Annotated in this window: 28 protein-coding genes; 22 read left to right on the top strand and 6 right to left on the bottom strand. The window is 59.4% G+C overall.

Annotation, left to right across the window (positions count from 1 at the left end; genetic code table 11):
* Positions 1-2 precede the first annotated feature (2 nt).
* Positions 3-1,493, top strand: a complete 1,491-nt coding sequence (locus FHX15_RS11230) for a DEAD/DEAH box helicase (protein ID WP_184396858.1) — start codon at positions 3-5, stop codon at positions 1,491-1,493.
* Positions 1,494-1,501: 8 nt separating this feature from the next.
* Positions 1,502-1,924 (top strand): NUDIX domain-containing protein, encoded by a 423-nt coding sequence (locus FHX15_RS11225; RefSeq protein ID WP_184396856.1) that lies wholly within the window; start codon positions 1,502-1,504, stop codon positions 1,922-1,924.
* Here the strand turns inward: FHX15_RS11225 and FHX15_RS11220 are convergent, their stop codons facing one another.
* A complete protein-coding gene (locus tag FHX15_RS11220; RefSeq protein ID WP_112547728.1) occupies positions 1,925-2,242 on the bottom strand; it encodes a TfoX/Sxy family protein in 318 nt (105 codons plus the stop codon).
* Between the two features lie 10 nt (positions 2,243-2,252).
* The gene (locus FHX15_RS11215; protein ID WP_184396854.1) at positions 2,253-2,747 is read right to left on the bottom strand and encodes a flavin reductase; all 495 of its coding nucleotides are present in this window, start codon (positions 2,745-2,747) and stop codon (positions 2,253-2,255) included.
* A gap of 171 nt (positions 2,748-2,918) precedes the next feature.
* Between FHX15_RS11215 and FHX15_RS11210 the strand changes: the two genes are divergently transcribed.
* The 5 genes from FHX15_RS11210 (at position 2,919) to purB (ending at position 7,325) form a co-directional block, all read left to right on the top strand.
* Positions 2,919-4,001 carry a branched-chain amino acid ABC transporter substrate-binding protein gene (locus FHX15_RS11210; RefSeq protein WP_184396852.1) on the top strand — a complete coding sequence of 361 codons (1,083 nt, stop codon included), beginning with the start codon at positions 2,919-2,921 and terminating at the stop codon, positions 3,999-4,001.
* Positions 4,002-4,060: 59 nt separating this feature from the next.
* On the top strand, positions 4,061-4,738 hold the full coding sequence (rpe, locus tag FHX15_RS11205) for a ribulose-phosphate 3-epimerase (RefSeq protein ID WP_184396850.1): 678 nt from the start codon (positions 4,061-4,063) through the stop codon (positions 4,736-4,738).
* On the top strand, positions 4,739-5,467 hold the full coding sequence (locus tag FHX15_RS11200; protein ID WP_184396848.1) for a DUF2259 domain-containing protein: 729 nt from the start codon (positions 4,739-4,741) through the stop codon (positions 5,465-5,467).
* 2 nt (positions 5,468-5,469) lie between these two features.
* Positions 5,470-5,955 (top strand): hypothetical protein, encoded by a 486-nt coding sequence (locus FHX15_RS11195; RefSeq protein WP_184396846.1) that lies wholly within the window; start codon positions 5,470-5,472, stop codon positions 5,953-5,955.
* Between the two features lie 62 nt (positions 5,956-6,017).
* Positions 6,018-7,325 carry an adenylosuccinate lyase gene (purB, locus tag FHX15_RS11190; RefSeq protein WP_184396844.1) on the top strand — a complete coding sequence of 436 codons (1,308 nt, stop codon included), beginning with the start codon at positions 6,018-6,020 and terminating at the stop codon, positions 7,323-7,325.
* Positions 7,326-7,370: 45 nt separating this feature from the next.
* On the opposite strand, the gene FHX15_RS11185 is transcribed toward purB, so the two are convergent.
* Together FHX15_RS11185 and FHX15_RS11180 are read right to left on the bottom strand one after the other, a co-directional pair.
* Positions 7,371-7,841 carry a low affinity iron permease family protein gene (locus FHX15_RS11185; protein ID WP_184396842.1) on the bottom strand — a complete coding sequence of 157 codons (471 nt, stop codon included), beginning with the start codon at positions 7,839-7,841 and terminating at the stop codon, positions 7,371-7,373.
* A gap of 116 nt (positions 7,842-7,957) precedes the next feature.
* A complete protein-coding gene (locus tag FHX15_RS11180) occupies positions 7,958-8,752 on the bottom strand; it encodes a DUF2189 domain-containing protein (RefSeq protein WP_184396840.1) in 795 nt (264 codons plus the stop codon).
* Between the two features lie 161 nt (positions 8,753-8,913).
* Here FHX15_RS11180 and FHX15_RS11175 point away from each other — a divergent pair, with 161 nt between their 5' ends.
* The 6 genes from FHX15_RS11175 to FHX15_RS11150 all read left to right on the top strand — a co-directional run bounded on the left by FHX15_RS11175 (position 8,914) and on the right by FHX15_RS11150 (position 12,599).
* Positions 8,914-9,468, top strand: a complete 555-nt coding sequence (locus tag FHX15_RS11175; RefSeq protein WP_184396838.1) for an alpha/beta hydrolase — start codon at positions 8,914-8,916, stop codon at positions 9,466-9,468.
* Between the two features lie 390 nt (positions 9,469-9,858).
* Positions 9,859-10,623 carry a phosphoribosylaminoimidazolesuccinocarboxamide synthase gene (gene purC, locus FHX15_RS11170; protein ID WP_132651615.1) on the top strand — a complete coding sequence of 255 codons (765 nt, stop codon included), beginning with the start codon at positions 9,859-9,861 and terminating at the stop codon, positions 10,621-10,623.
* A 15-nt stretch (positions 10,624-10,638) separates the two neighbouring features.
* Complete coding sequence (gene purS / locus FHX15_RS11165) at positions 10,639-10,881, top strand: phosphoribosylformylglycinamidine synthase subunit PurS (protein ID WP_184396836.1); 243 nt, start codon at positions 10,639-10,641, stop codon at positions 10,879-10,881.
* A 45-nt stretch (positions 10,882-10,926) separates the two neighbouring features.
* A complete protein-coding gene (locus FHX15_RS11160) occupies positions 10,927-11,481 on the top strand; it encodes an RNA 2'-phosphotransferase (protein ID WP_184396834.1) in 555 nt (184 codons plus the stop codon).
* Positions 11,478-12,149 (top strand): phosphoribosylformylglycinamidine synthase subunit PurQ, encoded by a 672-nt coding sequence (gene purQ / locus FHX15_RS11155; RefSeq protein ID WP_184396832.1) that lies wholly within the window; start codon positions 11,478-11,480, stop codon positions 12,147-12,149. Before FHX15_RS11160 ends, purQ begins: the two co-directional genes overlap by 4 nt.
* 45 nt (positions 12,150-12,194) lie before the next feature.
* Entirely contained in the window at positions 12,195-12,599 is a 405-nt protein-coding gene (locus FHX15_RS11150) for a hypothetical protein (RefSeq protein WP_184396829.1), read from the top strand.
* A gap of 9 nt (positions 12,600-12,608) precedes the next feature.
* On the opposite strand, the gene FHX15_RS11145 is transcribed toward FHX15_RS11150, so the two are convergent.
* Positions 12,609-12,863, bottom strand: a complete 255-nt coding sequence (locus tag FHX15_RS11145; protein WP_184396827.1) for a DUF1127 domain-containing protein — start codon at positions 12,861-12,863, stop codon at positions 12,609-12,611.
* An 80-nt stretch (positions 12,864-12,943) separates the two neighbouring features.
* On the opposite strand from FHX15_RS11145, the gene FHX15_RS11140 reads away from it, so the two are divergent.
* Both FHX15_RS11140 and FHX15_RS11135 read left to right on the top strand, forming a co-directional pair.
* Positions 12,944-14,362 (top strand): PLP-dependent aminotransferase family protein, encoded by a 1,419-nt coding sequence (locus FHX15_RS11140; RefSeq protein ID WP_184396825.1) that lies wholly within the window; start codon positions 12,944-12,946, stop codon positions 14,360-14,362.
* A 125-nt stretch (positions 14,363-14,487) separates the two neighbouring features.
* On the top strand, positions 14,488-15,069 hold the full coding sequence (locus FHX15_RS11135; RefSeq protein WP_184396823.1) for an acyloxyacyl hydrolase: 582 nt from the start codon (positions 14,488-14,490) through the stop codon (positions 15,067-15,069).
* Between the two features lie 161 nt (positions 15,070-15,230).
* Here FHX15_RS11135 and FHX15_RS11130 read toward each other — a convergent pair whose 3' ends face one another.
* The gene (locus tag FHX15_RS11130) at positions 15,231-16,310 is read right to left on the bottom strand and encodes an alanine racemase (protein WP_184396821.1); all 1,080 of its coding nucleotides are present in this window, start codon (positions 16,308-16,310) and stop codon (positions 15,231-15,233) included.
* 185 nt (positions 16,311-16,495) lie between these two features.
* Between FHX15_RS11130 and FHX15_RS11125 the strand changes: the two genes are divergently transcribed.
* The 7 genes from FHX15_RS11125 (at position 16,496) to purL (ending at position 23,135) form a co-directional block, all read left to right on the top strand.
* Positions 16,496-17,335: a transporter substrate-binding domain-containing protein gene (locus FHX15_RS11125; protein ID WP_183734945.1), complete on the top strand. Its 840-nt coding sequence runs from the start codon at positions 16,496-16,498 to the stop codon at positions 17,333-17,335.
* Positions 17,336-17,388: 53 nt separating this feature from the next.
* Positions 17,389-18,051 carry an amino acid ABC transporter permease gene (locus FHX15_RS11120; protein WP_184396819.1) on the top strand — a complete coding sequence of 221 codons (663 nt, stop codon included), beginning with the start codon at positions 17,389-17,391 and terminating at the stop codon, positions 18,049-18,051.
* Positions 18,052-18,055: 4 nt separating this feature from the next.
* Positions 18,056-18,715 (top strand): amino acid ABC transporter permease, encoded by a 660-nt coding sequence (locus FHX15_RS11115; protein WP_184396817.1) that lies wholly within the window; start codon positions 18,056-18,058, stop codon positions 18,713-18,715.
* A gap of 11 nt (positions 18,716-18,726) precedes the next feature.
* Positions 18,727-19,497, top strand: a complete 771-nt coding sequence (locus FHX15_RS11110; protein ID WP_281413812.1) for an amino acid ABC transporter ATP-binding protein — start codon at positions 18,727-18,729, stop codon at positions 19,495-19,497.
* 16 nt (positions 19,498-19,513) lie between these two features.
* Positions 19,514-19,903: a RidA family protein gene (locus FHX15_RS11105; protein WP_184396815.1), complete on the top strand. Its 390-nt coding sequence runs from the start codon at positions 19,514-19,516 to the stop codon at positions 19,901-19,903.
* Positions 19,904-19,916: 13 nt separating this feature from the next.
* Positions 19,917-20,750 carry an IclR family transcriptional regulator gene (locus FHX15_RS11100; protein ID WP_184396813.1) on the top strand — a complete coding sequence of 278 codons (834 nt, stop codon included), beginning with the start codon at positions 19,917-19,919 and terminating at the stop codon, positions 20,748-20,750.
* A 150-nt stretch (positions 20,751-20,900) separates the two neighbouring features.
* On the top strand, positions 20,901-23,135 hold the full coding sequence (gene purL, locus FHX15_RS11095; RefSeq protein WP_184396811.1) for a phosphoribosylformylglycinamidine synthase subunit PurL: 2,235 nt from the start codon (positions 20,901-20,903) through the stop codon (positions 23,133-23,135).
* The last annotated feature ends 19 nt before the right edge of the window (positions 23,136-23,154 follow it).

Genomic DNA, 23,154 nt, shown 5'->3' with positions numbered 1-23,154 from the left:
CTTTGACGACATTTGCTGACCTTGGTTTGAGCCCCAAAGTGCTCTCCGCTGTTACCGATGCGGGCTACACGATCCCCACTCCCATTCAGGCCGGGGCAATTCCTTTCGCGCTTCAGCGCCGTGATATCTGCGGCATTGCACAGACCGGTACCGGTAAGACGGCGTCCTTCGTTCTTCCCATGCTGTCGCTTCTGGAAAAGGGGCGCGCCCGCGCCCGCATGCCCCGCACGCTGATCCTGGAGCCGACCCGCGAGTTGGCCGCCCAGGTCGCCGAGAACTTCGAGAAATACGGCAAGAACCACCGCCTCAACGTCGCCCTCCTCATAGGAGGCGTTTCCTTTGAAGATCAGGACCGCAAGCTGGAGCGCGGCGCAGACGTGCTGATCTGCACTCCTGGCCGCCTGCTCGACCATTTCGAGCGCGGCAAACTCCTGATGAGCGGTGTTGAAATCCTCGTCATCGACGAAGCCGACCGCATGCTCGACATGGGTTTCATCCCCGATATCGAGCGTATCGCCAAGCTGATCCCCTTCACCCGCCAGACGCTGTTCTTCTCGGCGACCATGCCGCCGGAAATCCAGAAGCTCGCAGACCGCTTCCTGCAGAACCCTGAACGCATCGAGGTTGCCAAGCCCGCATCGGCTTCCAAGACCATCACGCAGCGTTTCGTCGCCTCGCACGGCAAGGATTACGAGAAGCGCGCCGTTCTGCGCGATCTCATCCGCGCCCAGGACGACCTCAAGAACGCGATCATCTTCTGCAACCGCAAAAAAGATGTCGCCGATCTCTTCCGTTCGCTGGACCGTCACGGCTTCTCCGTTGGCGCCCTGCATGGCGACATGGACCAGCGCTCGCGCATGACCATGCTTGCCAACTTCAAGGATGGTAACATCAAGCTGCTCGTTGCCTCCGACGTCGCCGCCCGCGGCCTCGATATCCCCGATGTCAGCCACGTCTTCAACTTTGACGTACCGATTCATTCGGAAGACTATGTTCACCGCATCGGCCGCACCGGCCGTGCCGGTCGTTCCGGTGCTTCCTTCACCATCGTCACCAGTCGTGACCAGAAACATGCTGACGCGATCGAAAAGCTGATCGGCGAGAAGGTCGAATGGCTGAACGGCGATCTCTCCGCCCTGCCGCCGGCAGAAGAAAGCCGCGACAGCGAGCGTTCTCCCCGTCGCGGCAAGGGTCGTGAGCGGGACAAGGATCGTGGCCGCGATCGCCGGTCTTCGAGTCATAAATCTGATATCAACGCCGAAGATAATGGTGGCGAAGTCGTGGAAGCAGCAGCAAAGGCCGACAGCGTGAAGAACGAGCGCAAAGCAGAACAGAAGCCGCAGAACAATGCGCGCCACAATCGGCCCTATCCGGCAAACGATGACAATCGTGAGCGTCGCCGTCACCGTGACCATGATGATGGCCCGACGCCGGTCGGCTTCGGCGACGACATCCCTGCTTTCATGCTAATCGCGGCAAACGCCAAGATCTGAGACCCTCGGTGGGCAAGCCCGGCATCGATTTCCCAGGCCTTGGAGTAGGCCTGGTGATTTTGCGCCACGGCAAAATCCTTCTCTACAAGCGCATGCGCCCACCTGAAGCCGGCTACTGGAATATCGTCGGCGGAAAGGTCGACCATATGGAGCCGGCTGAGGAAGCCGCGCGCCGCGAGGCGGAAGAGGAAACCGGCCTCACTATTACCCGTATCGAGCGCATTGGCTTAACCGAGCAGATCATCACAGCCGACCGTCAGCACTGGATTTCCCTTCTCTATATCGCCCGCGATGTGTCGGGCGAACCGCAGCTCACAGAACCGGACAAGCTATCGGATTTTGGCTGGTTCGGCCTTGCCGATCTGCCCGAACCATTGTCGGCTTTCACAAGAGCGGCGATCGCCAGCCTGCCTTCGGGCGAATTGCGCTGATCATTCAGCGCGCAACGCCGCTTCATAGGCAAGCCGCACCCAGCGCGCCATGACATCGGGGTCGTCATAGGCTTCGTCGGGGATACTCCAATAGGGCATCTTCACGGGCGCGCCCTTCTTGCCCTCGTAGAACCACTGGCTGGCACCCGCCGCGGCAAATTCCGGGGCGCTCTCCTCATCGGCTTTCAGCAGGATTTCGTCGCGAACTTCGAGCGCCAGGATGCGGCCGAGATGGTAGATGCCCTTGCCGCCGAACATGCGCTTGATGGTGACGGGTCCAAGCGACTGAAACATTTCCTCGATGCCGGCGTTGTCCATCGCTTAAGGCCTATATCGTGTGATAGCCGCGGTTCAGATAGAGAAGCGCCGGGTGGATCTCGGTGAAGCGAACGGCAGCGACTTCGCCGAAGATGACGTTGTGGGTCGGCATTTCCTTGATATCGGTCACCCGGCAGTCGAAAACGGCGAGTGCATCGGCAAGGACCGGCGCGCCGGTTGCCAGCGTTTCGAAGCGGGCGCTCAAGAAACGATCCTCGTTTTCCAGATGCGTTCGGCCTGAAAAAGCATCGGCAACACCCTGATGGTGAGCGCCGAGCGAGTTCAGCGCAAAGATGCCGCTGCGCCAGAAGATCTCGTTCTTCTCATTGGTGTTGTTGAGGCAAACGAGAACGGAAGCCGGATTATCGGATACCGAGCAGGCAGCCGTAATGGTGACACCACGCCGGGCTTCACCGAGCGCCGTCGTTACGAGCTGCACATGGCCGGCATAGCGGCTCATGGCGTCGCGATAGAGGCCCGGATCGATATGCTGCCTGTTCAACACATGCTTCTCCACAATCGGTGTCTTGTTTTTGTTATTTCATCAATATGGCGGGCATCGGTTACCTTTTCTACAATGGGCCCGCTAAAAGCTGCAGAACACGCTTGTTTTTCTTTGACGATTGCTGCCGTGCGGATAAAAGGGCATGAACAAGACGAGAGACCTGCACCTTTCATGATGACGCTCCGTGTCATAGCCGCCATTCTGTCGCTCCTGGCGTTGACGGTCGAAAGCCGCGCGGCGGGTGTGACGATTGGCGTCGTGGCGCCCCAGGATGGTACCTTCGCCTCGCTCGGCGCCCAGGTTCGGGCCGGCGCGGTTTTTCAGATTGGGCAGGCCGGCGACACGATTGTTCCGATCAGCGAGACCTGCCAGGACAACAGCGGCCAGGCGATCGCCGACGCGCTGATTGCTGCCAAGGTTCAGATCGCGATCGGCTTCCTCTGCAGCGAAACGCTGGAAGGCGCGCTGCCGAAGCTTAAGGATGCCAATATCCCCGCCATCACCGTGTCCGTGCGCTCGCGCCCCTTGATGGAGGATTCGCTGAAGAATGGCTGGCTGTTCTTCCGTCTCGGCCCTCAGGACGGCGACGAAGCCGCCAAGATCATCCAGGTCATATTACAGCAATGGGCGGCGTCTCCGATCGCCCTTGTCGAGGATGGCACGATCCACGGCCGTGAACTGACGGAAGCCGTGCGCAACGCTCTGGAGGAACACGGTCTGAAGGCGGTCTTTACCGATACTTACAGGCCGGGACAGGAACAGCAGATCGGACTTGTGCGCCGCCTGAAACGGGCGGGCGCCACCAAGGTCTTTATCGGCGGTGATAGGAACGATGTCGCCATCATCGCGCGTGACGCCAAGGCTGAAAACATTCCGTTGGATATCCTGAGCGGCGATGCGATGCGCGCTGCCAACCAACCGCTTGCGCTTGCGGATGGCGTACGCGCCGTCGCGATTCCGGAATACGCCCTTCTGCCGGAGGCAGATTCAACCGTCCACGCGATGCGGGTAGCAGGAGTCGAGCCCGAAGGTTATGTCCTTCCGGCGGCGGCGGCCGCGTTGATTGCCGATCAGGCCGTGCAGGCGGCGATGGCTGAAGGCAGGCCGGTCGCGGATAAGCTGATCGGCACGCAATTCAACACGCCGATCGGCCCAGTCACCTTCACGCCAGCCCATGAACTGTCGCAGAATCCCTATCGTCTGCTCGAGTGGCGCGGCGATACGTTCGTCCCGCCGACCGGCGGGACGAACTGACCTTTTGAAATTCGCCGTAAGGCGGCTTGCCGCTGCCGGTTTATACGGAGACCGAGACCATGACGACACTGCCCATCCGCATCGCCCCATCGATCCTGGCGGCAGATTTTGCCAAGCTCGGCGAGGAAGTCCGTAGCGTCACCGCGGCCGGCGCTGACTGGATCCATCTCGACGTCATGGACGGCCATTTCGTGCCAAACATCTCCTTCGGACCCGATGTCATCAAGTCGCTGCGCACCTACACGGATGCGACCTTCGACTGCCATCTGATGATCTCGCCGGCCGACCCCTATCTCGAGGCTTTTGCCAAGGCCGGCTGCGACCGCATCACAGTACATGCAGAGGCCGGACCGCACCTGCACCGTTCGCTGCAGACGATCCGCCATCTCGGCAAGAAAGTCGGCGTCACGCTCAATCCGGCAACGCCGCTCTCGGTCGTCGAGAACGTGCTCGACGATGTCGACCTCGTTCTCATTATGTCCGTCAACCCCGGATTCGGCGGCCAGAAATTTATTCCGGCAATGACAGACAAGATCGCAGCGGCGAAGTCACTCATCGGTGACCGCCCGATCGAGCTTGAGGTGGACGGCGGCGTGACGGTGGATACCGCGCCTGCCGTGGCAAAGGCTGGCGGCAATGTGCTCGTCGCCGGATCGGCAATTTTCAAGGGCGGCTCGGTCGATAGCTATCGCCAGGCGATATCAGCCCTTCGCAACGCGGCTGAGGGAGCTCGCTAAATGACGAAGCGCATGTTCATGGGCAGCCTTTTCGCTGCCCTGCTGACGGGGATGTCCGCCACGGCCTCTGCCGGCGATATCGCCAGTATGCAGCCGGTCGGTTTCTCCGCCGACGGCAAGGTCTTCGCCTTCCAGGAATTCGGCATGAAGGACGGCAAGATTCCCTATTCTGATACCTTTTTCATCAATACCGACACCGGTGAAAACCTCGAAGATACCCCCTATCATCTGGAGTTGACGGATAAGGATGCTGATCTCTCCAAAGCGCGGCGTCAGAACCTGACGGCTGCCCGCAAGCAGATGGACAAATATGACCTTCTGACCAATCCCGGCCTAATCGCCGCCTTCAATCCGCCAACCGAACTCGGCTCGCCGATGAAGACGATCCGCTATACGACGCTGGCAGCCGACGGCCCAGCGCGCGGCGCCTATACATTGTTGCTCGGAGATGTGCAGGTGCCGACACCCGACACCTGCAAGGGCGCGAGCCACGTCGTCGGCTTCGCGCTGCAACTCATCGAAAAGGAAGGTGCGCCGAACCGCCAGCTCGTCCATGAGGACAAGGCAATTCCTGATGACCGCGGCTGCCCGGTGGAATATCGCATGGGCGGCGCCCTCGTCTATCAGCCAGCATCTGGCAAACCTGTCCATATCGCCCTGATCCTGGCGCTGAGTGCTTCTCCTGACGGTCGCAATGGCCGCTGGATCGCCGTTCCGGTTCACCCCTGAGAATGAACCGTCTGCGGGCGGCATGGCCGTCCTTATCAGAACTTTTCATCGGCGCCCCGCTCTGGGGCATCCAGATGCTGATCTCGGCAATGATCGGCCTCTATCTGCGCCATGGCATGGAAGCGAGCCATGTGATCGATCTCGCCATCCTCTATTTCGGTGGTGGGCTGCTTTCCTGGCCTTTCAACCTCCTTGCCGGACGATATCTGGCGCTAGGCCATCGGGTAGAAGCGCGTTTTGCCGGTTTCTTCCTGGCGCTGACGACAGGCACGGTTCTGATGACGGCCTTTCTTTTCGCCATGGAGTATCGGGTTTTCTATTCCCGTTGGCACGCGCCGTTCGGTTCGGTCATCTGGGTTTTTCAGTTTGTCTTTACCGGCGCCAGCGCCGTTTATCAGTTCCTCGTTCTTGGTCTGGGGCTGTTTTTACCAGTGGGGCTCGTCTGTCTGCTTGCCACCAGCATGGCTCTTGCCAAACGCATGCGTTGAGATTGCCGGCCGTCTTTGCTACAGGGGCTGCAGCTACTGTCACGAAATGAAGGTGCTCGCCCATGATCCCTCGTTATTCCCGGCCCGAGATGGTCGCCATCTGGTCTCCCGAAACCAAGTTCCGTATCTGGTTCGAGATCGAGGCTCATGCCTGTGATGCGCTTGCGGACCTCGGTGTGATCCCGAAATCGGCCGCCGCCACCATATGGGAAAAGGGCGGCAAGGCGACCTTCGACGTTGCCCGCATCGATGAGATCGAGGCCGTCACCAAGCATGACGTCATCGCCTTCCTCACCCATCTTGCCGAAATCGTCGGCCCCGATGCCCGCTTTGTCCATCAGGGCATGACCTCCTCCGACGTGCTCGACACGACGTTCAACATCCAGCTGGTGCGTGCCGCCGACATCCTGCTTGCCGATATGGACCGTGTTCTCGCAGCGCTGAAGACGCGCGCTTTTGAGCACAAGGATACGATCCGCATCGGCCGCAGCCACGGCATCCATGCCGAACCGACGACGATGGGCCTGACCTTCGCCCGCTTCTATGCGGAGATGAGCCGCAACCGCGCCCGCCTCGTCGCTGCTCGTGCGGAAATCGCGACCGGCGCCATTTCCGGCGCCGTTGGTACCTTCGCCAACATTGATCCTGTTGTCGAAGAGCATGTCTGCGCAGCCCTAGGCCTCGTTCCCGAGCCCGTTTCCACGCAGGTCATCCCGCGCGACCGCCATGCGATGTTCTTCGCCACCCTCGGTGTCATCGGCTCATCGATCGAAAATGTGGCGATCGAGATCCGCCACATGCAGCGCACGGAAGTGCTCGAGGCGGAAGAGTTCTTCTCGCCGGGCCAGAAAGGCTCTTCGGCCATGCCGCACAAGCGCAACCCGGTTCTGACCGAAAACCTGACCGGCCTTGCCCGTCTCGTACGCATGTCGGTCACCCCTGCCATGGAAAACGTGGCGCTCTGGCATGAGCGCGACATCAGCCATTCGAGCGTCGAGCGCGCTATTGGCCCGGATACGACGATTACCCTGGATTTCGCGCTGAACCGTCTGGCCGGCGTTGTCGAAAAGCTCGTGGTCTATCCCGAGAACATGATGAAGAACCTCGACAAGTTCCGCGGTCTCGTCCACTCGCAACGCGTTCTGCTGGCGCTGACGCAGGCCGGCGTGTCGCGCGAGGATGCCTATCGCCTCGTGCAGCGCAACGCCATGAAGGTCTGGGAACAGGGCAAGGACTTTCTCGAAGAGCTGCTGGCCGACGCCGAAGTGCGGGCCGCGCTCTCAGAGGCGGATCTACGAGAGAAGTTCGATCTCGGCTATCATACGAAGCACGTCGACACGATCTTCCGACGCGTTTTCGGCCTGGCTTGATCGGCATAAAATATGTCATCAGACGGCGCCCACGAGGCGCCGTATTCATTTCCGCTTGCGCGGCGCGTCAGCGGCCGATGTCTTGCGTTTTCTTGATCCGCTTTTTTCAGGCGATGGATCGGCCAGCTCATCCGATATCCTACAGGCCTCTCTTTCGCCCCGGCCTTCCGCTGCTTTGGCCACCAGCCGGTCGAGATGCTTGAGATCTTCTTCATCCAGATTTTCAATGCCGATGAACCGGTTTTCGGCCTGACTCGTCAGAATGATTTCATTGAGCTTTGCCTGGATGGCGCGCGTGTCACGCGTCTGCGCATTCTGCAGCACGAAGACCATCAGGAAGGTGACGATCGTCGTGCCAGTGTTGATCACCAGCTGCCAGGTTTCCGAGTAGTCGAAGAATGGGCCGAGAGCAGCCCAGATAATGACCGCGATAAGCGCCAGGATGAAAGTCACCGGCTTGCCCGCCCACTCCGATGTCTTGGTTGCGAAACGGGCAAACAAATGGCGTAACGTCACCTTGAAATCCTCCTTCGAAGTCAGCGCAAGACAAACTCCAAGGAAGGTTCCGAGGTTCCAGAGTACAGTGAAATTCCGGGGTATCGTGTGAGCTTGCGAGACCCCGGATGCTGCCGTCACGCGGCAATCAGCTTACGGTAAAGATGCCACGTCGAATGGCCCAGTATCGGGATGACGAGCGCTAGGCCGATAAAGAGCGGGATTGTGCCGATGACGAGCAACGCGGCAACGATCAGGCCCCAAAACAGCACCGGCACCGGATTGGCAAAGGTGGCCCGGATCGAGGTGACCATCGCGGCCACCGCTCCGCAATCCCTGTCGAGCAAGATCGGGAAAGTCACGACGGTGATCGCCAGAACGACGAGAGCAAAGCCCAGACCGACCAGATTGCCCCAGAGGATGAGCTGCAGGCCTTCAGGCGTACCGAACACTTGCTGGAGGAAGAGCGACATGGAGCGCGGAAAGACCTCGCCGAGAAGGCTCGTATAAATCGTTTGCGCCGTTACCAGCCAGACGACGAAGATCCCAAACAGCAGGAGGCCAAAGGCGATGATCGACGGCAAAGCCGGCGAATGGCGTACATCGAGTGCATGTGTCCAGGAGGAATCGAGTCCGGCCTCGCGCCGGCGGCTGATTTCGTAGAGGCCGATTGCGGCTATCGGCCCGATCAGCACGAAGCCCGACATCAGCGGGAAGATCATCGGTGCGAGATTGGCGCCCGAACTCAGCATCGTCAGGAAGATACCGGCGATCGGATACATGAGACACAGGAAAACGTAATGTGAAGGCTTCTCCCGGAAATCCTCGAAACCGAGCCTGAGCGCGTCGAAGACGTCGGCTATGCTGATCCTGTTGACCACGGGCCGTGCGAAGCTTTCGCCAGCGCCCGTCATGACATGAAATGTCGTCATGGCTTTCTCCTCCTCAGCCAAGATGAGCCGGAGGCGAGTGTGTCGGCAACGAGGAGCCGACACGAGAACGCAACCGGCATGAAGTCACTCTAGCAAATTTTTTGAGCTAAGTCGCTCTTTCCCTTGACATCGCGGTTAAGCTTTCTCACATCGGCGGCACGATGAAAGCTTCAGACGCAGATATCCTCATTATCCCGGGCTATACCAATTCCGGTCCCGACCATTGGCAGAGCCGCTGGGAAGCAAAACTCAGCACTGCGCGCCGTGTCGAGCAGGCGGAATGGTCCAAGCCGGTGCGCGAGGACTGGACCGCCCGCATCGCTGAAGCGGTGAATGCCTCGACACGCCCCGTAGTGCTCATCGCCCATTCCCTCGGGGTGCCCTCGGTGATCCATGCGATCCCGCTGTTTCAAAAGCGCGTTGCCGGTGCCTTCTTCGTGGCGCCGCCAGATGTCGCCAATCCGGCTATCCGTCCGAAGCATCTGATGACGTTCGGTCCCTACCCGCGCGATCCTCTGCCCTTCCCGTCGATCACGGTCGCCAGCCGCAACGATCCCTTCGGGACCTATGAACATGCCGACGACATCGCCAGCAGCTGGGGTTCCTTCCTGGTGGATGCCGGCGAGTCCGGTCACATCAACTCGGAATCCGGCCACGGCCCCTGGCCAGAGGGCACGATGGTTTTTGCCCAGTTTCTCAGCCGCCTGCCCCGCTGAAAAGGAATACAGAAGCCGGTGATGTCGGTCCGGGCCAAGTGCTCGCGCGGCCAATGCGTGCCATGCAGATCCCCGCCGTTACCGCGGTGCCGCCCGGGCGCTGCAGACTAACCTGCGTTATTCATCGGCCGCACTTCTTCAAGGCACGACCTCCAGATAAAGACCTGTATAACCCATCCGAGATTTTGCCTTCATTTCACCGTAAACAAAAAGGCGGTAGTCTCATCTTGCGAAGACATTCGATTCTCTTTGCGGTATTCCCGCTGTGGCCGGAAACCGGGGAAGGAGTGACAGGCGGATTGTGAAACTCTCTCTTTTCCTTTAAGGGGACGCCACGAGATCGATCCACGCGCGCTATCCCAAGAGCGCCAACAGCAGAGAATAATTACAATGAACCGTCGCCGCCGTATCTACGAGGGCAAGGCAAAGATACTGTATGAGGGGCCCGAACCGGGCACGCTGATCCAGTTCTTCAAGGACGATGCCACTGCTTTCAACAAGAAGAAACACGAAGTCATTGATGGCAAGGGCGTTCTCAACAACCGTATTTCTGAATACATCTTCAGCCATCTGAACAAGATCGGCATTCCCACCCATTTCATCCGTCGGCTCAACATGCGTGAGCAGCTGATCAGAGAAGTGGAGATGATCCCGCTCGAGATCGTGGTGCGAAACGTCGCCGCCGGCTCGCTCGCCAAGCGCCTCGGCATCGAGGAAGGCGTGGTTCTGCCGCGTTCGATCATCGAGTTCTACTACAAGTCCGATACGCTCGAAGACCCGATGGTCTCCGAAGAGCACATCACGGCCTTTGGCTGGGCCAATCCGGCCGAACTTGACGACATCATGGCACTCGCCATCCGCGTCAACGACTTCATGACCGGCCTTTTCCTCGGCGTTGGTATCCAGCTCGTCGATTTCAAGATCGAGTGCGGCCGCCTCTTCGAAGGTGATATGATGCGGATCATTCTGGCTGACGAAATCTCGCCGGATAGCTGCCGCCTCTGGGACATCGAGACTCACAAGAAGATGGACAAGGACCTCTTCCGCCGCGATATGGGCGGGCTGCTGGAAGCCTATTCCGAAGTTGCGCGCCGTCTCGGCATCATCAATGAAAACGAGCCTGTGCGTGGCACCGGCCCGGTTCTCGTCAAGTAAAGCAGGGAAGAACAAGTGATCAAGGCTCGCGTCACCGTCACGCTGAAAAACGGCGTTCTCGATCCTCAGGGCAAGGCCATCGAAGGCGCGCTCGGCGCCCTCGGCTTTGAGGGCGTCGGCCATGTCCGCCAGGGCAAAGTCTTTGACCTGGAACTCGAAGGCACCGACAAGGCCAAAGCCGAGACGGACCTCAAGGCCATGTGCGAAAAGCTGCTCGCAAACACGGTCATCGAGAACTACGCGATCGCGATCGACTAACGATTATCGGCCTGTCCCTTAGACGGGCCTTGAGGACAAAGCGTCATGGTCGAAGCAAAGCTGGAGACGGAAGTCTCGAAATTCATGAGCTATGTTTTGCGCCATGCGCCTGAAGCCGCGGGTCTGACGCTTGATGCTGAGGGCTGGGTATCCTTCGATGATTTCGAAAACGCGGTGACATCGAAATTCGACGTCACTCGCGCTGATGTTATCGGCATTATCGAGAACAGTCCGAAGAAGCGCTTTGCGCTTGTCGACAGCAGAATTCGGGCCAATCAGGGCCACAGTGTCGAAATCGATCTGGCCTTGAAGGCGGTCGAGCCGCCGGCGACCCTCTTCCACGGCACGTCGCTGACCAGCTGGCCCGCGATCGAGCGCGAAGGCCTGAAGAAGATGGAACGACATCACGTCCATCTTTCCGCCGATGTGGAGACGGCGAAGATCGTCGCACGCCGCCGCAAGGGTGATTATGTAGTCCTGCGTGTAGACGCAGCCCGCATGTTTTCAGAAGGCCATTCTTTCTTTGTCTCGTCCAATGGAGTATGGCTCGCCGAAAGCGTTCCAGTTCAATATCTTTCGCCAAACGCGGGGACCTTATGAAATCAGCCGTCGTTCAACTTCCGGGCCTCAACCGCGATCGCGACATGATCGCCGCTCTCACCAAGATTTCCGGTCACCGGCCAGTGACGATCTGGCAGACGGAGACGGAAATCCCTGACGTCGACCTGATCGTCATCCCCGGCGGCTTCTCCTACGGCGACTATCTGCGTTGCGGCGCGATTGCCGCCCGCATGCCGGTCATGCAGGCGATCATCGAAAAGGCGAACAAGGGCGTGAAGGTTCTGGGTGTCTGCAACGGCTTCCAGATCCTCGTCGAGGCTGGCCTGCTGCCGGGCGCATTGATGCGCAACGCTTCGCTGAAATTCGTCTGCCGCGAGATCAAGCTTGAAGTCGTCAATGCCGAGACGGATTTCTCCCGCGCCTATGAAAAGGGCCAGATCATCCGCTGCCCGGTCGCCCATCACGACGGCAACTATTTTGCCGATGCCGAGACGCTGGCTGCGATCGAAGGTAACGGGCAGGTCGTCTTCCGCTATGCCGAAGGGACCAACCCGAACGGCTCGGTCAACGACATTGCCGGCGTCATGAACGCCGCGGGCAATGTTCTCGGTATGATGCCTCATCCGGAAAACTTGATCGAAGCTGCTCACGGCGGTTCGGACGGCCGTGGCCTCTTTGCTTCGGCGCTCGACGTCGTCGCTGCCTGATTAACCATCAGGCCGCTCGTTCGCCGGACCACTGGAGCAATATAGATGCGCCCTCACCTTTTCGCCGCCATTGCGAATGCCGCTGCATTTGCAGGACTTGCCGCAATGGTTGCCGCCTGCCAGTCCCCGACACCTGCGAGGGGGCCGGATCGCAGCGCGCTGTCGACGATGGAACGCGTGGCGCTTGGCGCCAACAGCTGCTGGTTCAAGTCCGGCGATCCGTCATTCGCCGCCTACAGGCTCGCGCCCGAACTCAACTCGTTCTCCGGCCGTCCGCGTATCCTCGTCGTGCACAAGGGAAGCCCGGAAAGCCGGCCGCTGCTCGTCGTGCAGGCCGAAGGCAATCCTGCCAAGATGCAGGCTTTCGGTCCGATGATGTCCGAGCCGGTTTCGGGCCGCATCGCTGCGGACGTCACCCGCTGGTCGGGCGGCAGCAAGTCCTGCAGCTAAGCTTCAGCTTCAATCCCAAAAGAACGACTTGCCGACTTCACGTGCCGCATCGGATTGCGACAGGCCGATATCCTTGAGCTGGTCCGCCGTCAGTTCGCGCAGCGACCGACGGCCTTCCCGCTTCTGCTGCCACAAAAGAATGGCTGCCCACAACCGCCCGAGCCACGTCGCGGCCGGCGCCTGTCCGGGCATGATAATCTCATGCGGGCCTTCGATGGAGACAATCGATACAATCTGACCGTTGCTGTGAGATACAGCGGACATTCCTGACTCCTGTAGTTTCCGCTAACGGAATTGTCTCATAGCCTTGACAGATGTAGGGTGACAATCTAACCATTGTCACCATGACAAATTGGCTCCCCGATCTCTCGCAGGGCTCAGGCCCAGTCTATATGCGGCTTGCGGACAATATCGAATCCGCCATTGCTTCCGGCGCCTTGCCGGCGGGCAGCAAGCTGCCTCCGCAGCGAAATCTCGCCTATGATATCGGGGTAACAATCGGGACAATCGGCCGCGCCTATGCGCTTGTGCATGAGCGTGGTCTTGTCGCCGGCGAAGTCGGCCGCGGCACCTATGTGCTCGACCGTGCCAATACGCCGCCCGGCGAACAGACGGATCCCATTACCCTTTCGTTGAGCGGCACGCGTGTTGCCGAGGTCCCGGCAAACAAGCTCCGTTTCGATACGACGGCAGCCCCAGACCTCGGCCAGGGCAAGGTCATCGCCGGCATCATGGCCGAAATCGGCGAGCAGCATCTGGCCGAGATCTCCTCCTATTCCCGCAGCTTTCCGCCTAACTGGTTCGACGCCGGCCGTCTGTGGCTCGCGCGCAATGGTTGGTCGCCGGAGGTCGAAAACGTCGTGCCGACACTCGGAGCGCATGCAGCGGCGATCGCTGTCATCGCCGCTGTGTCGGCGCCTGGTGACAAGATCGTCTTTGAAAATCTTACCTATACGCAGGTGAGCCGCAGCGTGCGTCTGCTCGGCCGGCGCACATTGATCGTCGAATCTGATGAATACGGCATCATCCCCGAGGATCTCGAGCGGCTCTGCCAGCAGCAGCATCCGAAGCTCATCTTTACGATGCCGACGGTCCACAATCCGACACTTGCCATCATCCCCTATCAGCGGCGCGTCGCCATTGCCGAGATCGCCAGACGGCATGGTATCTGGATCATCGAGGATGATCTCTATGGCGGCATGGCCAATGACGATACGCCGCTGCTTGCCTCGATCGCGCCCGACCGCACCTTCCTCGTCAACGGCCTGTCGAAATCGGTTGCAGCCGGCGTGCGCGGCGGCTGGGTCGCCTGCCCGCCTCACTTTGCCCAGCGCATCAAGGTAACCCACAGAATGGTGACCGGCGGCCTGCCCTTCATCCTAGCTGAAACCTGCGCACGGCTCGTCTTGAGCGGCAAGGCACATGAGATTCGCAATGCAAGTGTCGTGGAACTGTCTGCCCGCGCTGGCCTTGCCCGCGAGCAGCTACGGGGTTTTGAATTCGAATCTCACCCGCACGCACCTTTTCTGTGGCTGAAACTGCCGGAACCCTGGTTATCAGGCACCTTCAAGAATGCCGCCTTCCGAGATGGTGTGCTTGTGGACGACGAGGATGAGTTCAAGGCAGCGCGTGGCGAGAAAGTCTATCATCGCGTGCGCATCGGTTTCTCCTCGCCAAAGGATAGAAAGGAGCTCGTCGCAGGCTTTATGGTATTGAAACGCCTATTGGAAAACGGCGGCTCCGCTTACGACGGCGAGATCTGAACTGTTGCAGATTGGTGTCAGCACTGTGGAAAAGGCCATAATCGAAACACATGCGCTTTACCGCGAACGTTCGCATGTTACCTCTGTCCCATCCCGCTGTTTAAGCGGGAATCAAAGGACAGCAGATGAAATCCGAATTCCGTTCACTCCTGCTGCGCCTGTCGGGTATCGCGTCGGTCGCAGTCATTGCAAGCAGCCTGGGAATGTCGTCAGCGGCGCAAGCCGGAGATAAGGTTTTCGACGAATTGCGCTTCGGCGCATCCGCTTCCATTCAGGGCGGTCATTCGCATGAAGACGGCGTTTTCCCTGAAATAACGGTCCTTTTCGACCCCTTTGGCTTTGAGCAGGCAACCGGCTGGAAGCAGCAGCTCTTGCATCCGCGCGTTCATTTGGGCACCTCGATTGGGACGGCTGGCGAAGCGACGCAGTTCTTCGCCGGTTTCACCTGGACTGTCGACCTCAGCGACAAGATTTTCGCGGAAGCCGGTTTCGGCGGCGTCATCCATACGGGTGATATCGATGGTAATGACGATGAGCCTGATCTCGGCTGTCGTGTGCTGTTCCACGAATATCTTGGTGCCGGCTACCGCTTCAACAGCAAATGGAATGTCATGGCGCAGCTCGCCCATTCTTCGAACGCCAACCTCTGCGACGGTCCGAACGACGGCATGACCCGCGCTGGACTGATGGTCGGTTATAAATTCTAGTCGGATTTTGCCGAGCCGGTCCTCACGTCACGGGATCGGTTTTTGCAAAACAGCATAGAAGCGGCATTAAACGCATCTTCCCAAGAGTTTTCGCATCGGAACCTGTGCAGTCCAACCCAATTCGCTCATCGGCTTCGCCAATGGAAAACGGAGCCGGCATGTCAGATGATCTTTCCGCGCGCCACGACCGGCCAAGACTCGACTGAGGCCAAGCCGTTTCCTGTGACGAAAACCGAGTCGACCATGTTGGTGACGACGCACGCGTGGTTCGGCACGATCTGCAGTTTATCTCCCACCGACAGTCCGATTGATCCGCTGCTGATCAGGCGGCCATGTTCCTCGGATAGCTGGTCCACGACAATATCGTCGCGCCCCCGCACATGACCGTAACCTGTGAGTCCCAAGAGATCCGATGTCAGGATTTTTGAACCTGCATCAACGATCGCTCGGTTCGCGGCAGGTACGGAGACGACAGTTGTTAAGACGACGAGTGCGCAATCCGCCCAACCGCACGCGCCGCGCGATACGAGAGAGCGGTCGTTGTAGACGTAGGTTCCGGGGCGATATTCAGTCGTAACCGGTGCGCCTGCTGCGTGCATCATCGAAGGTGTCCCGCCTGACGTGATGACCGGCACTGTGATGCCGAGCGCTTCGATGCGAGCCTTGGCCGCCATCATGAAAGTCTCGACAGCAGCCTCCCCGCCCGCAGGAGGATAGGTCATGAGGCCGCCGAAGACGATACCAGGCATTGAGTGGATAAGGGCCGAGAGAGCCTCTGCCGCTTCGGGAGTGAGCACGCCGCAGCGGTTCGCGCCGGTGTCGCATTCCACCAGGACTGTCAGCGGCTGAACTTCGTTTCGAAAGGCCTCCGAGAGACCGTTCACGACAGCCTCACTATCGGCAACGACCGACAATTTCACCTTCTTTGCGAGCGCCTTCAGACGTTCAAGCTTCTCAACGCCGACGATGTTGTAGGTAATCAGCACATCGGTGATTGCACTGCTGGCGGCGACCATCGCTTCGGCCTCCGACACCTTTTGACAGGTGATACCGACCGCGCCGGCCGCAATCTGCAAGTTGGCGATTGCCGGCAGCTTGTGCGTCTTGATGTGCGGGCGAACACGCAAGCCGTGAGCATCCGCGTAACGTTGAAAACGGCCGATATTGGCGGTGGCGATATCGAGATCGATCAGAACGGCAGGAGTTTGAATGGCTGCGATATCCGCAGGCGAAAAAGTCATGGCAAACCTCGTATGGAACGAACCTGCGGTGCGGACAAATGTGCCGCTCTGTCGCGCCGCATCAAATATCAACCATCGCTATTGACAATTCATCAACCAGGGGACTTGATATGTCAATCCGATAACATGGACACATGTCCACTATATTGGATTAGCTAGAAACACTCGTTCTTAGGGGAACAATCATGACCATATCCTTCCGCGCCGGCCTGATTGCGCTGGCTGCAACTGCAGTTCTTTCAAGCCCGGTCTTCGCCGCCGGAAGTAAGCTCGATGAGGTTCTTGCTCGCGGTCATCTCGTTATGGGCACCGGCAGCACCAATGCGCCTTGGCACTTCAAGAGCGCCGACGACAAACTTCAGGGTTTCGATGTGGATATGGGCCACATCATCGCCAAGGCTCTCTTTGGCGATCCTGACAAGATCGAATACGTCAACCAGTCGTCCGACGCTCGTATTCCCAACATCACGACCGACAAGGTCGACATCACCTGCCAGTTCATGACGGTCACCGGTGAGCGCGCCCAGCAGATCGCCTTCACGATCCCCTACTATCGGGAAGGCGTCGGCCTTATGCTGAAGGCCGATGGCAAATACGCAGACTACGCAGCGCTTAAAGCTGCCGGCTCATCGGTGACGATTTCAGTCCTGCAGAACGTCTACGCGGAGTCGATGGTTCACGCCGCGCTCCCGGAAGCTACCGTCGACCAGTACGACTCCGTCGATCTCATCTATCAGGCACTGGAATCCGGTCGCGCGGACGCGGTCGCAACCGACCAGTCGTCGCTCGCCTGGTATATGGCGCAGAACCCGGGGAAATATCGGGACGCGGGCTACGGCTGGAACCCGCAGACTTACGCTTGCGGCGTAAAGCGCGGCGACCAGGATTGGTTGAATTTCGTCAACACCGCTCTCCATGAGGCCATGACCGGCGTTGAATTCGATGCTTATGCCAAGTCGTACAAAACGTGGTTCGGCAAGGAGCTGACGCCTCCGCAAATCGGCTTCCCGGTCGAATACAAGTAACTGGCCCAAGGGAGCGGGTCCGTCCCGCTCCCTCCCTGAAAGGGCGGTCTGCCATGGGTTATACGCTGAATTTTGCTGCTGTCTGGCGCAACTTCGATTTTCTTCTTAGCGGCTTGATGTTGAGCCTCGGTTTGGCGGTCATTTCGATCTTGATCGGGGCTGTCATCGGTCTGTTCGTTGCATTCGCGCTGCTCTCCAAGAGCCGTGCCGCGGTCGCGCCGGCCAGGATCTACGTTACCGTTATCCGAAATCTTCCTATTCTCGTGCTCGTCCTGTTCGCGTTCTTCGCGCTGCCTCAGATGGGCTTCCGGCTGGACAAGATCAAAAGCTTCGTTTTGGTTCTCTCACTCTATTCGGGAGCATACCTGGCGGAAGTTTTCCGCGCCGGACTTCTCTCGATTCCGAAGGGATTGACCGAGGCCGGAATGGCGATTGGCTTGACGTCGATGCAGATACGCACATCGATCATAGCGCCGCTGATGTTCCGCAACGTTCTGCCCTCGCTGTCCTCGACAATCATCTCTCTCTTCAAGGACACATCGCTTGCCGCAACGATTGCCGTGCCTGAGCTGACGTTTGCAGCCCGCAAGATCAACGTCGAGAGCTTCCGTATCGTCGAGACCTGGGTGGTAACATCGGCTCTCTATGTCGTCACCTGTTTCATCATTGCCGCTCTGATGCGTTTTGTCGAACGGCGTTTGGCGTTGCCGAGGTAAACCGATGTCTCAGACTTTTCTCGATCAACTTTGGATCGCCCGTCATGTCATCTTGAATGGCATGGCGATGACCGTCTCGATCTCCCTTCTGGCCATTCTCGCAGGCTCCGTGCTCGGCCTCTTCGTAGGTCTGGCGCTGGTCTATGGAAACAATGTGCTGCGCTTGATCGTGCGGGCTTATACGGATGTGATCCGAGGCACGCCCGTTTTGGTACTCGTCCTCGCGAGCTATTACGTCTCCAGTGCCGTGGGCCTGGAATTGGGGGCATTCGCGGCGGGTGTTCTGGCGCTGGCGGTATTCTGTTCGTCCCACGTCGGTGAGATCGTGCGCGGTGCTCTTCAAGCCATCCCGAAGGGGCAAACCGAAGCCGCAAAAGCGATCGGTCTGACGTTTACGCAGACGTTCACCTCCGTCCTTTGGCCTCAGGCGCTGCGCCAGTGCCTGCCCGCCTGGGTCAATACGGCGGCGGAAATGGTGAAAGCGTCCACGCTGCTGTCGGTGATCGGTGTAGCGGAACTGTTGCTGCGCACGCAGGAGATCATCTCCCGCAACTTCATGAGCCTGCAGTTCTATTTCCTTGCAGGGGCTCTCTATTTCGTCGTCAACTTCGGTATCGAGCGCTTCGGCAGATTTATCGAGCGCAAGACTGCCCTTCCATCCTGAGGAGCCGATCGATGGCCAAAACAATGCTTGAAATCAAGAGCCTGCGCAAAAGCTACGGCCACCACGAAGTGCTCAAAGGCGTCGACTGCTCCGTACAGGAAGGCGAGGTTATTTCGATTATCGGCTCATCCGGTTCGGGCAAGACTACCATGCTGCGCTGCGTGAACATGCTGGAGGAATTCCAGGGCGGCACGATCAGCCTGGACGGTGAAGAGATCGGGTACCACGTCGAGGGAGCGACCCGTCGGCGCAAGAGCGAGAAAGAGATCGCCCGCCAGCGCGCGCTCACCGGCATGGCCTTCCAGCAGTTCAACCTGTTCCCGCACATGACAGCGGCCCAAAATGTCATGCTCGGCCTCGTCAAGGTCAAGAAGATGCCGAAGAGCGAGGCGAGGTCAATCGCGGAGCGTTGGCTCGACCGCGTCGGGTTGTCGGCACGGGCCGATCATTACCCGGGCCAGCTCTCCGGCGGTCAGCAGCAGCGCGTGGCGATCGCCCGTGCGATCGCGATGTCGCCGCGTCTTATGCTGTTTGATGAAGTGACCTCGGCTCTCGATCCCGAACTGGTGGGCGAAGTGCTGCAGGTCATCAAGGGGCTTGCGGCAGATGGAATGACCATGCTGCTGGTCACCCACGAGATGCGCTTTGCCTACGAAGTATCCTCGCGGGTCATCTTCATGAACCAGGGGGTGATCTGCGAGGAAGGCAATCCAAGAGAAATGTTCGTGAACCCCCGGACCGAGCGCCTGACTGAATTCCTGAAGACCTCCAGCTTCAACTAGAAAGGAAAGTGAAAGAATGACTATCAAGCGTTATGGGGCTGGCGAGACGGGCGCAGGCGGACAACCATTGCCCTTCGCCCGAGCCACCGAAGCTGGCGGCTGGCTATATGTTTCCGGCCAAGTGCCCATGGAGAACGGCGAGATCGTTCCTGGTGGAATCGTTGCCCAGAGCCGAAAAGCTATCGAAAACCTGATTGCCATTCTCAATGAGGCGGGCTACAGCCTCGAAAACGTCGTGCGTGTGGGCGTGTGGCTTGACGATCCGCGTGATTTCTGGAGCTTTAACGGCGTGTACGCTGAATATTTCGGAGAGAACCCTCCGGCCCGCGCTTGTGTCCAATCCAGCATGATGGTCGACTGCAAGGTCGAAGTTGATTGCGTGGCCTACCGCGCGGATCGCGCCTAATATCGGAGAAAGCATGGCTGAGACTGGTATCGACACAGTATCACGGCGCACCCGAGGACTGGATCGTGCCTTCGAGATCCTCGAATTCCTTCGGGTGAAGCGACAGCCGATGCGCCCGAACGAGATTGCGGCCGAAATTGGCGCGCCTCGGTCTTCGGTCTACGAGTTGGTCAATCTCCTGCTCAGCCACGGCATGCTTGACTACCATGGAGGAGACGGCCGCGTTAATCTTGGTCGCCGCTTGTACTTCCTTGGAACGGCCTACGCCGAACAGTTCGACCTGATGCGTGAATGCGACCGCATGCTGGTGCGGCTGGCCGAAGAAACCCGCGAGACGGCACAGATGTGTCTGCTCGAGGGACGCAAATACACCGTCGCCATGATGCGCGAGGGGATCCGACCGTTCCGCATCTCCTCCAATGTCGGTGAGCTCGTTTCCATTCCCTGGACGGCGTCCGGACGTTTGCTGGTTTCGCATCTGAGCGATCAGGAGATTATCGATCTGATTCCGCCGGAGGACTTCGTTCTCCCGAACGGCCGGCAAATGAATCCGGCCGAATTCATCGTCCAGGTGCGTCAGGCGGCTCGCGATGGGTTCTTCACCTTCAACAGCGAGGTGGAGAATTTCACGCATTGTTTCGCCGTACCGGTTCATCAGGCCGATGGTGCCTGCATCGCCACCCTGTGTCTCGTAACTCCACGCGAGGACGGCGTACGGAATAGGACGAAGTATCTGGAGAGCTTGCTTGGTGCGGCCAACGAGATTTCGGAGAAGCTCGGATACCAGCGAGTTCAAAGGTCGGTCGACGTCGAGGGGGCAGGCAGGGTCTCAGCCAACGTGCGGTAGCAGAGTCTCTCGATCTGCGACCTCCAAGTCACCTGTAAGGAACCTATGACGCCTGCCCTCTGTTGACGGCAGGCATTTTCCTGTCGCGCGCAGTTCTTACATAGGCTAAAGACACGGCAAACGCGCCTAGGCAGGGATTTTCGAGAGCTCATGACCATTCCCAACACTATCAAGATCACGCCGGAACTCATCGCCTCACACGGCCTCAAGCCGGATGAATACCAGCGCATTCTGGATCTAATCGGCCGTGAACCGTCTTTTACCGAGCTCGGCATCTTCTCGGCCATGTGGAACGAGCATTGCTCCTACAAATCCTCCAAGAAGTGGCTGCGCACCTTGCCGACCAAGGGACCGCGCGTCATCCAGGGGCCGGGTGAAAATGCCGGTGTGGTCGACATCGATGATGGAGACTGCGTCGTTTTCAAAATGGAGAGCCACAACCACCCCTCCTACATCGAGCCCTATCAAGGAGCTGCGACCGGTGTTGGTGGCATCCTGCGCGACGTGTTCACCATGGGGGCGCGTCCGATCGCTGCCATGAACGCGCTGCGCTTCGGCGAACCGGATCATCCGAAAACCCGCCACCTCGTCGCCGGCGTCGTTGCCGGTGTGGGCGGCTACGGCAATTCCTTCGGCGTGCCGACGGTCGGCGGCGAAGTGGAATTCGACGCCCGGTATAACGGCAATATTCTCGTCAACGCCTTTGCAGCCGGCCTTGCCAAATCCAATGCCATCTTCCTGTCGGAAGCAAAGGGTGTCGGCCTGCCCGTCGTTTATCTCGGCGCCAAGACCGGCCGCGACGGTGTCGGAGGCGCGACCATGGCGTCGGCTGAATTTGACGAGTCGATCGAAGAAAAGCGCCCGACGGTTCAGGTTGGCGACCCCTTCACCGAAAAATGCTTGCTGGAAGCCTGCCTGGAACTGATGCAGACCGGCGCCGTCATCGCCATCCAGGATATGGGCGCGGCCGGCCTCACTTGTTCGGCCGTCGAAATGGGCGCCAAGGGCGATCTCGGCATCCTTCTCGAACTCGACAAGGTGCCGGTGCGCGAAGAGCGCATGACCGCTTACGAGATGATGCTGTCGGAGAGCCAGGAGCGCATGCTCATGGTTCTGCAGCCGGAAAAGGAAGAGGAAGCCAAGGCAATCTTCGTCAAGTGGGGCTTAGATTTCGCCATCGTTGGCAAGACCACGGACGACCTGCGCTTCCGCGTTATGCATCAGGGTGAGGAAGTCGCCAATCTGCCGATCAAGGATCTCGGCGACCAGGCTCCGGAATACGACCGCCCCTGGCGCGAATCCGGCAAGCGCGCGCCCCTGCCGGCCAATCTCGTTGCAGCACCGGAAAACTATAACGAAGCACTGCTCAAGCTCGTCGGCTCTCCCAACCAGTCCAGCCGCCGCTGGGTTTACGAACAGTATGACACGCTGATTCAAGGCAACTCCCTGCAGCTGCCGGGCGGCGACGCCGGCGTCGTGCGCGTTGAAGGCCATCCGCTGAAGGCGCTGGCCTTCTCCTCCGACGTCACCCCGCGTTATGTCGAGGCCGATCCCTTCGAAGGTGGCAAGCAGGCGGTTGCCGAATGCTGGCGCAACATCACCGCCACCGGCGCCGAGCCGCTGGCGGCAACCGACAACCTGAATTTCGGCAATCCGGAAAAGCCCGAAATCATGGGCCAGTTCGTCGAAGCTGTGAAAGGCATCGGCGAAGCCTGCCGCGCGCTCGACTTCCCGATCGTTTCCGGCAATGTCTCGCTCTATAACGAGACCAATGGCGTTGCGATCCTGCCGACGCCCACCATTGCCGGCGTCGGCCTGATGCCCGACTGGCGCAAGATGGCCCGCATCGGCAGTGCTGCCGAAGGCGACAGGGTCTTGCTCATCGGCATCGACGGCAGCCATCTCGGCCAGTCCGTCTATCTGCGCGATATCGTCGGCAGCACCGAAGGCCCGGCGCCGGAAGTCGATCTCTTCGCGGAACGCCGTAACGGCGATTTCGTCCGCTCGGTCATCCGCAACGGCCAGGCAACTGCCTGCCACGACATTTCCTCGGGCGGTCTCGTGATCGCGCTTGCCGAAATGGCGATGGCATCGGGCAAGGGCCTCAAGATCAGCCTTAATGAGGGCAAGGGTGCGCCGCATGCCCTGCTCTTCGGCGAGGATCAGGCGCGCTATGTGCTGACGGTTCCTGGCGATGTCGCCGATTTCGTCTGCGCCAATGCGGAAGGCGCCGGTGTACCCTTCCGCCGCCTCGGCACCGTCCAGGGTGATGCGCTCGTCGTCGACGATCTGATTGCGCTGCCGATTCAGCAATTGCGTGATGCCCATGAATCGTGGTTCCCTGATTTCATGGATAACCGCGGCGAACTTGTCGCCGCGGAATGATGCGCAAGGAGTAACGACC

Source organism: Rhizobium sp. BK650, from assembly GCF_014195325.1.
In the GTDB taxonomy this organism is placed as follows: Bacteria; Pseudomonadota; Alphaproteobacteria; order Rhizobiales; family Rhizobiaceae; genus Rhizobium.
Note: the sequence above shows the minus strand (reverse complement) of the source record. Positions and strands in the feature narration are given on the sequence as shown.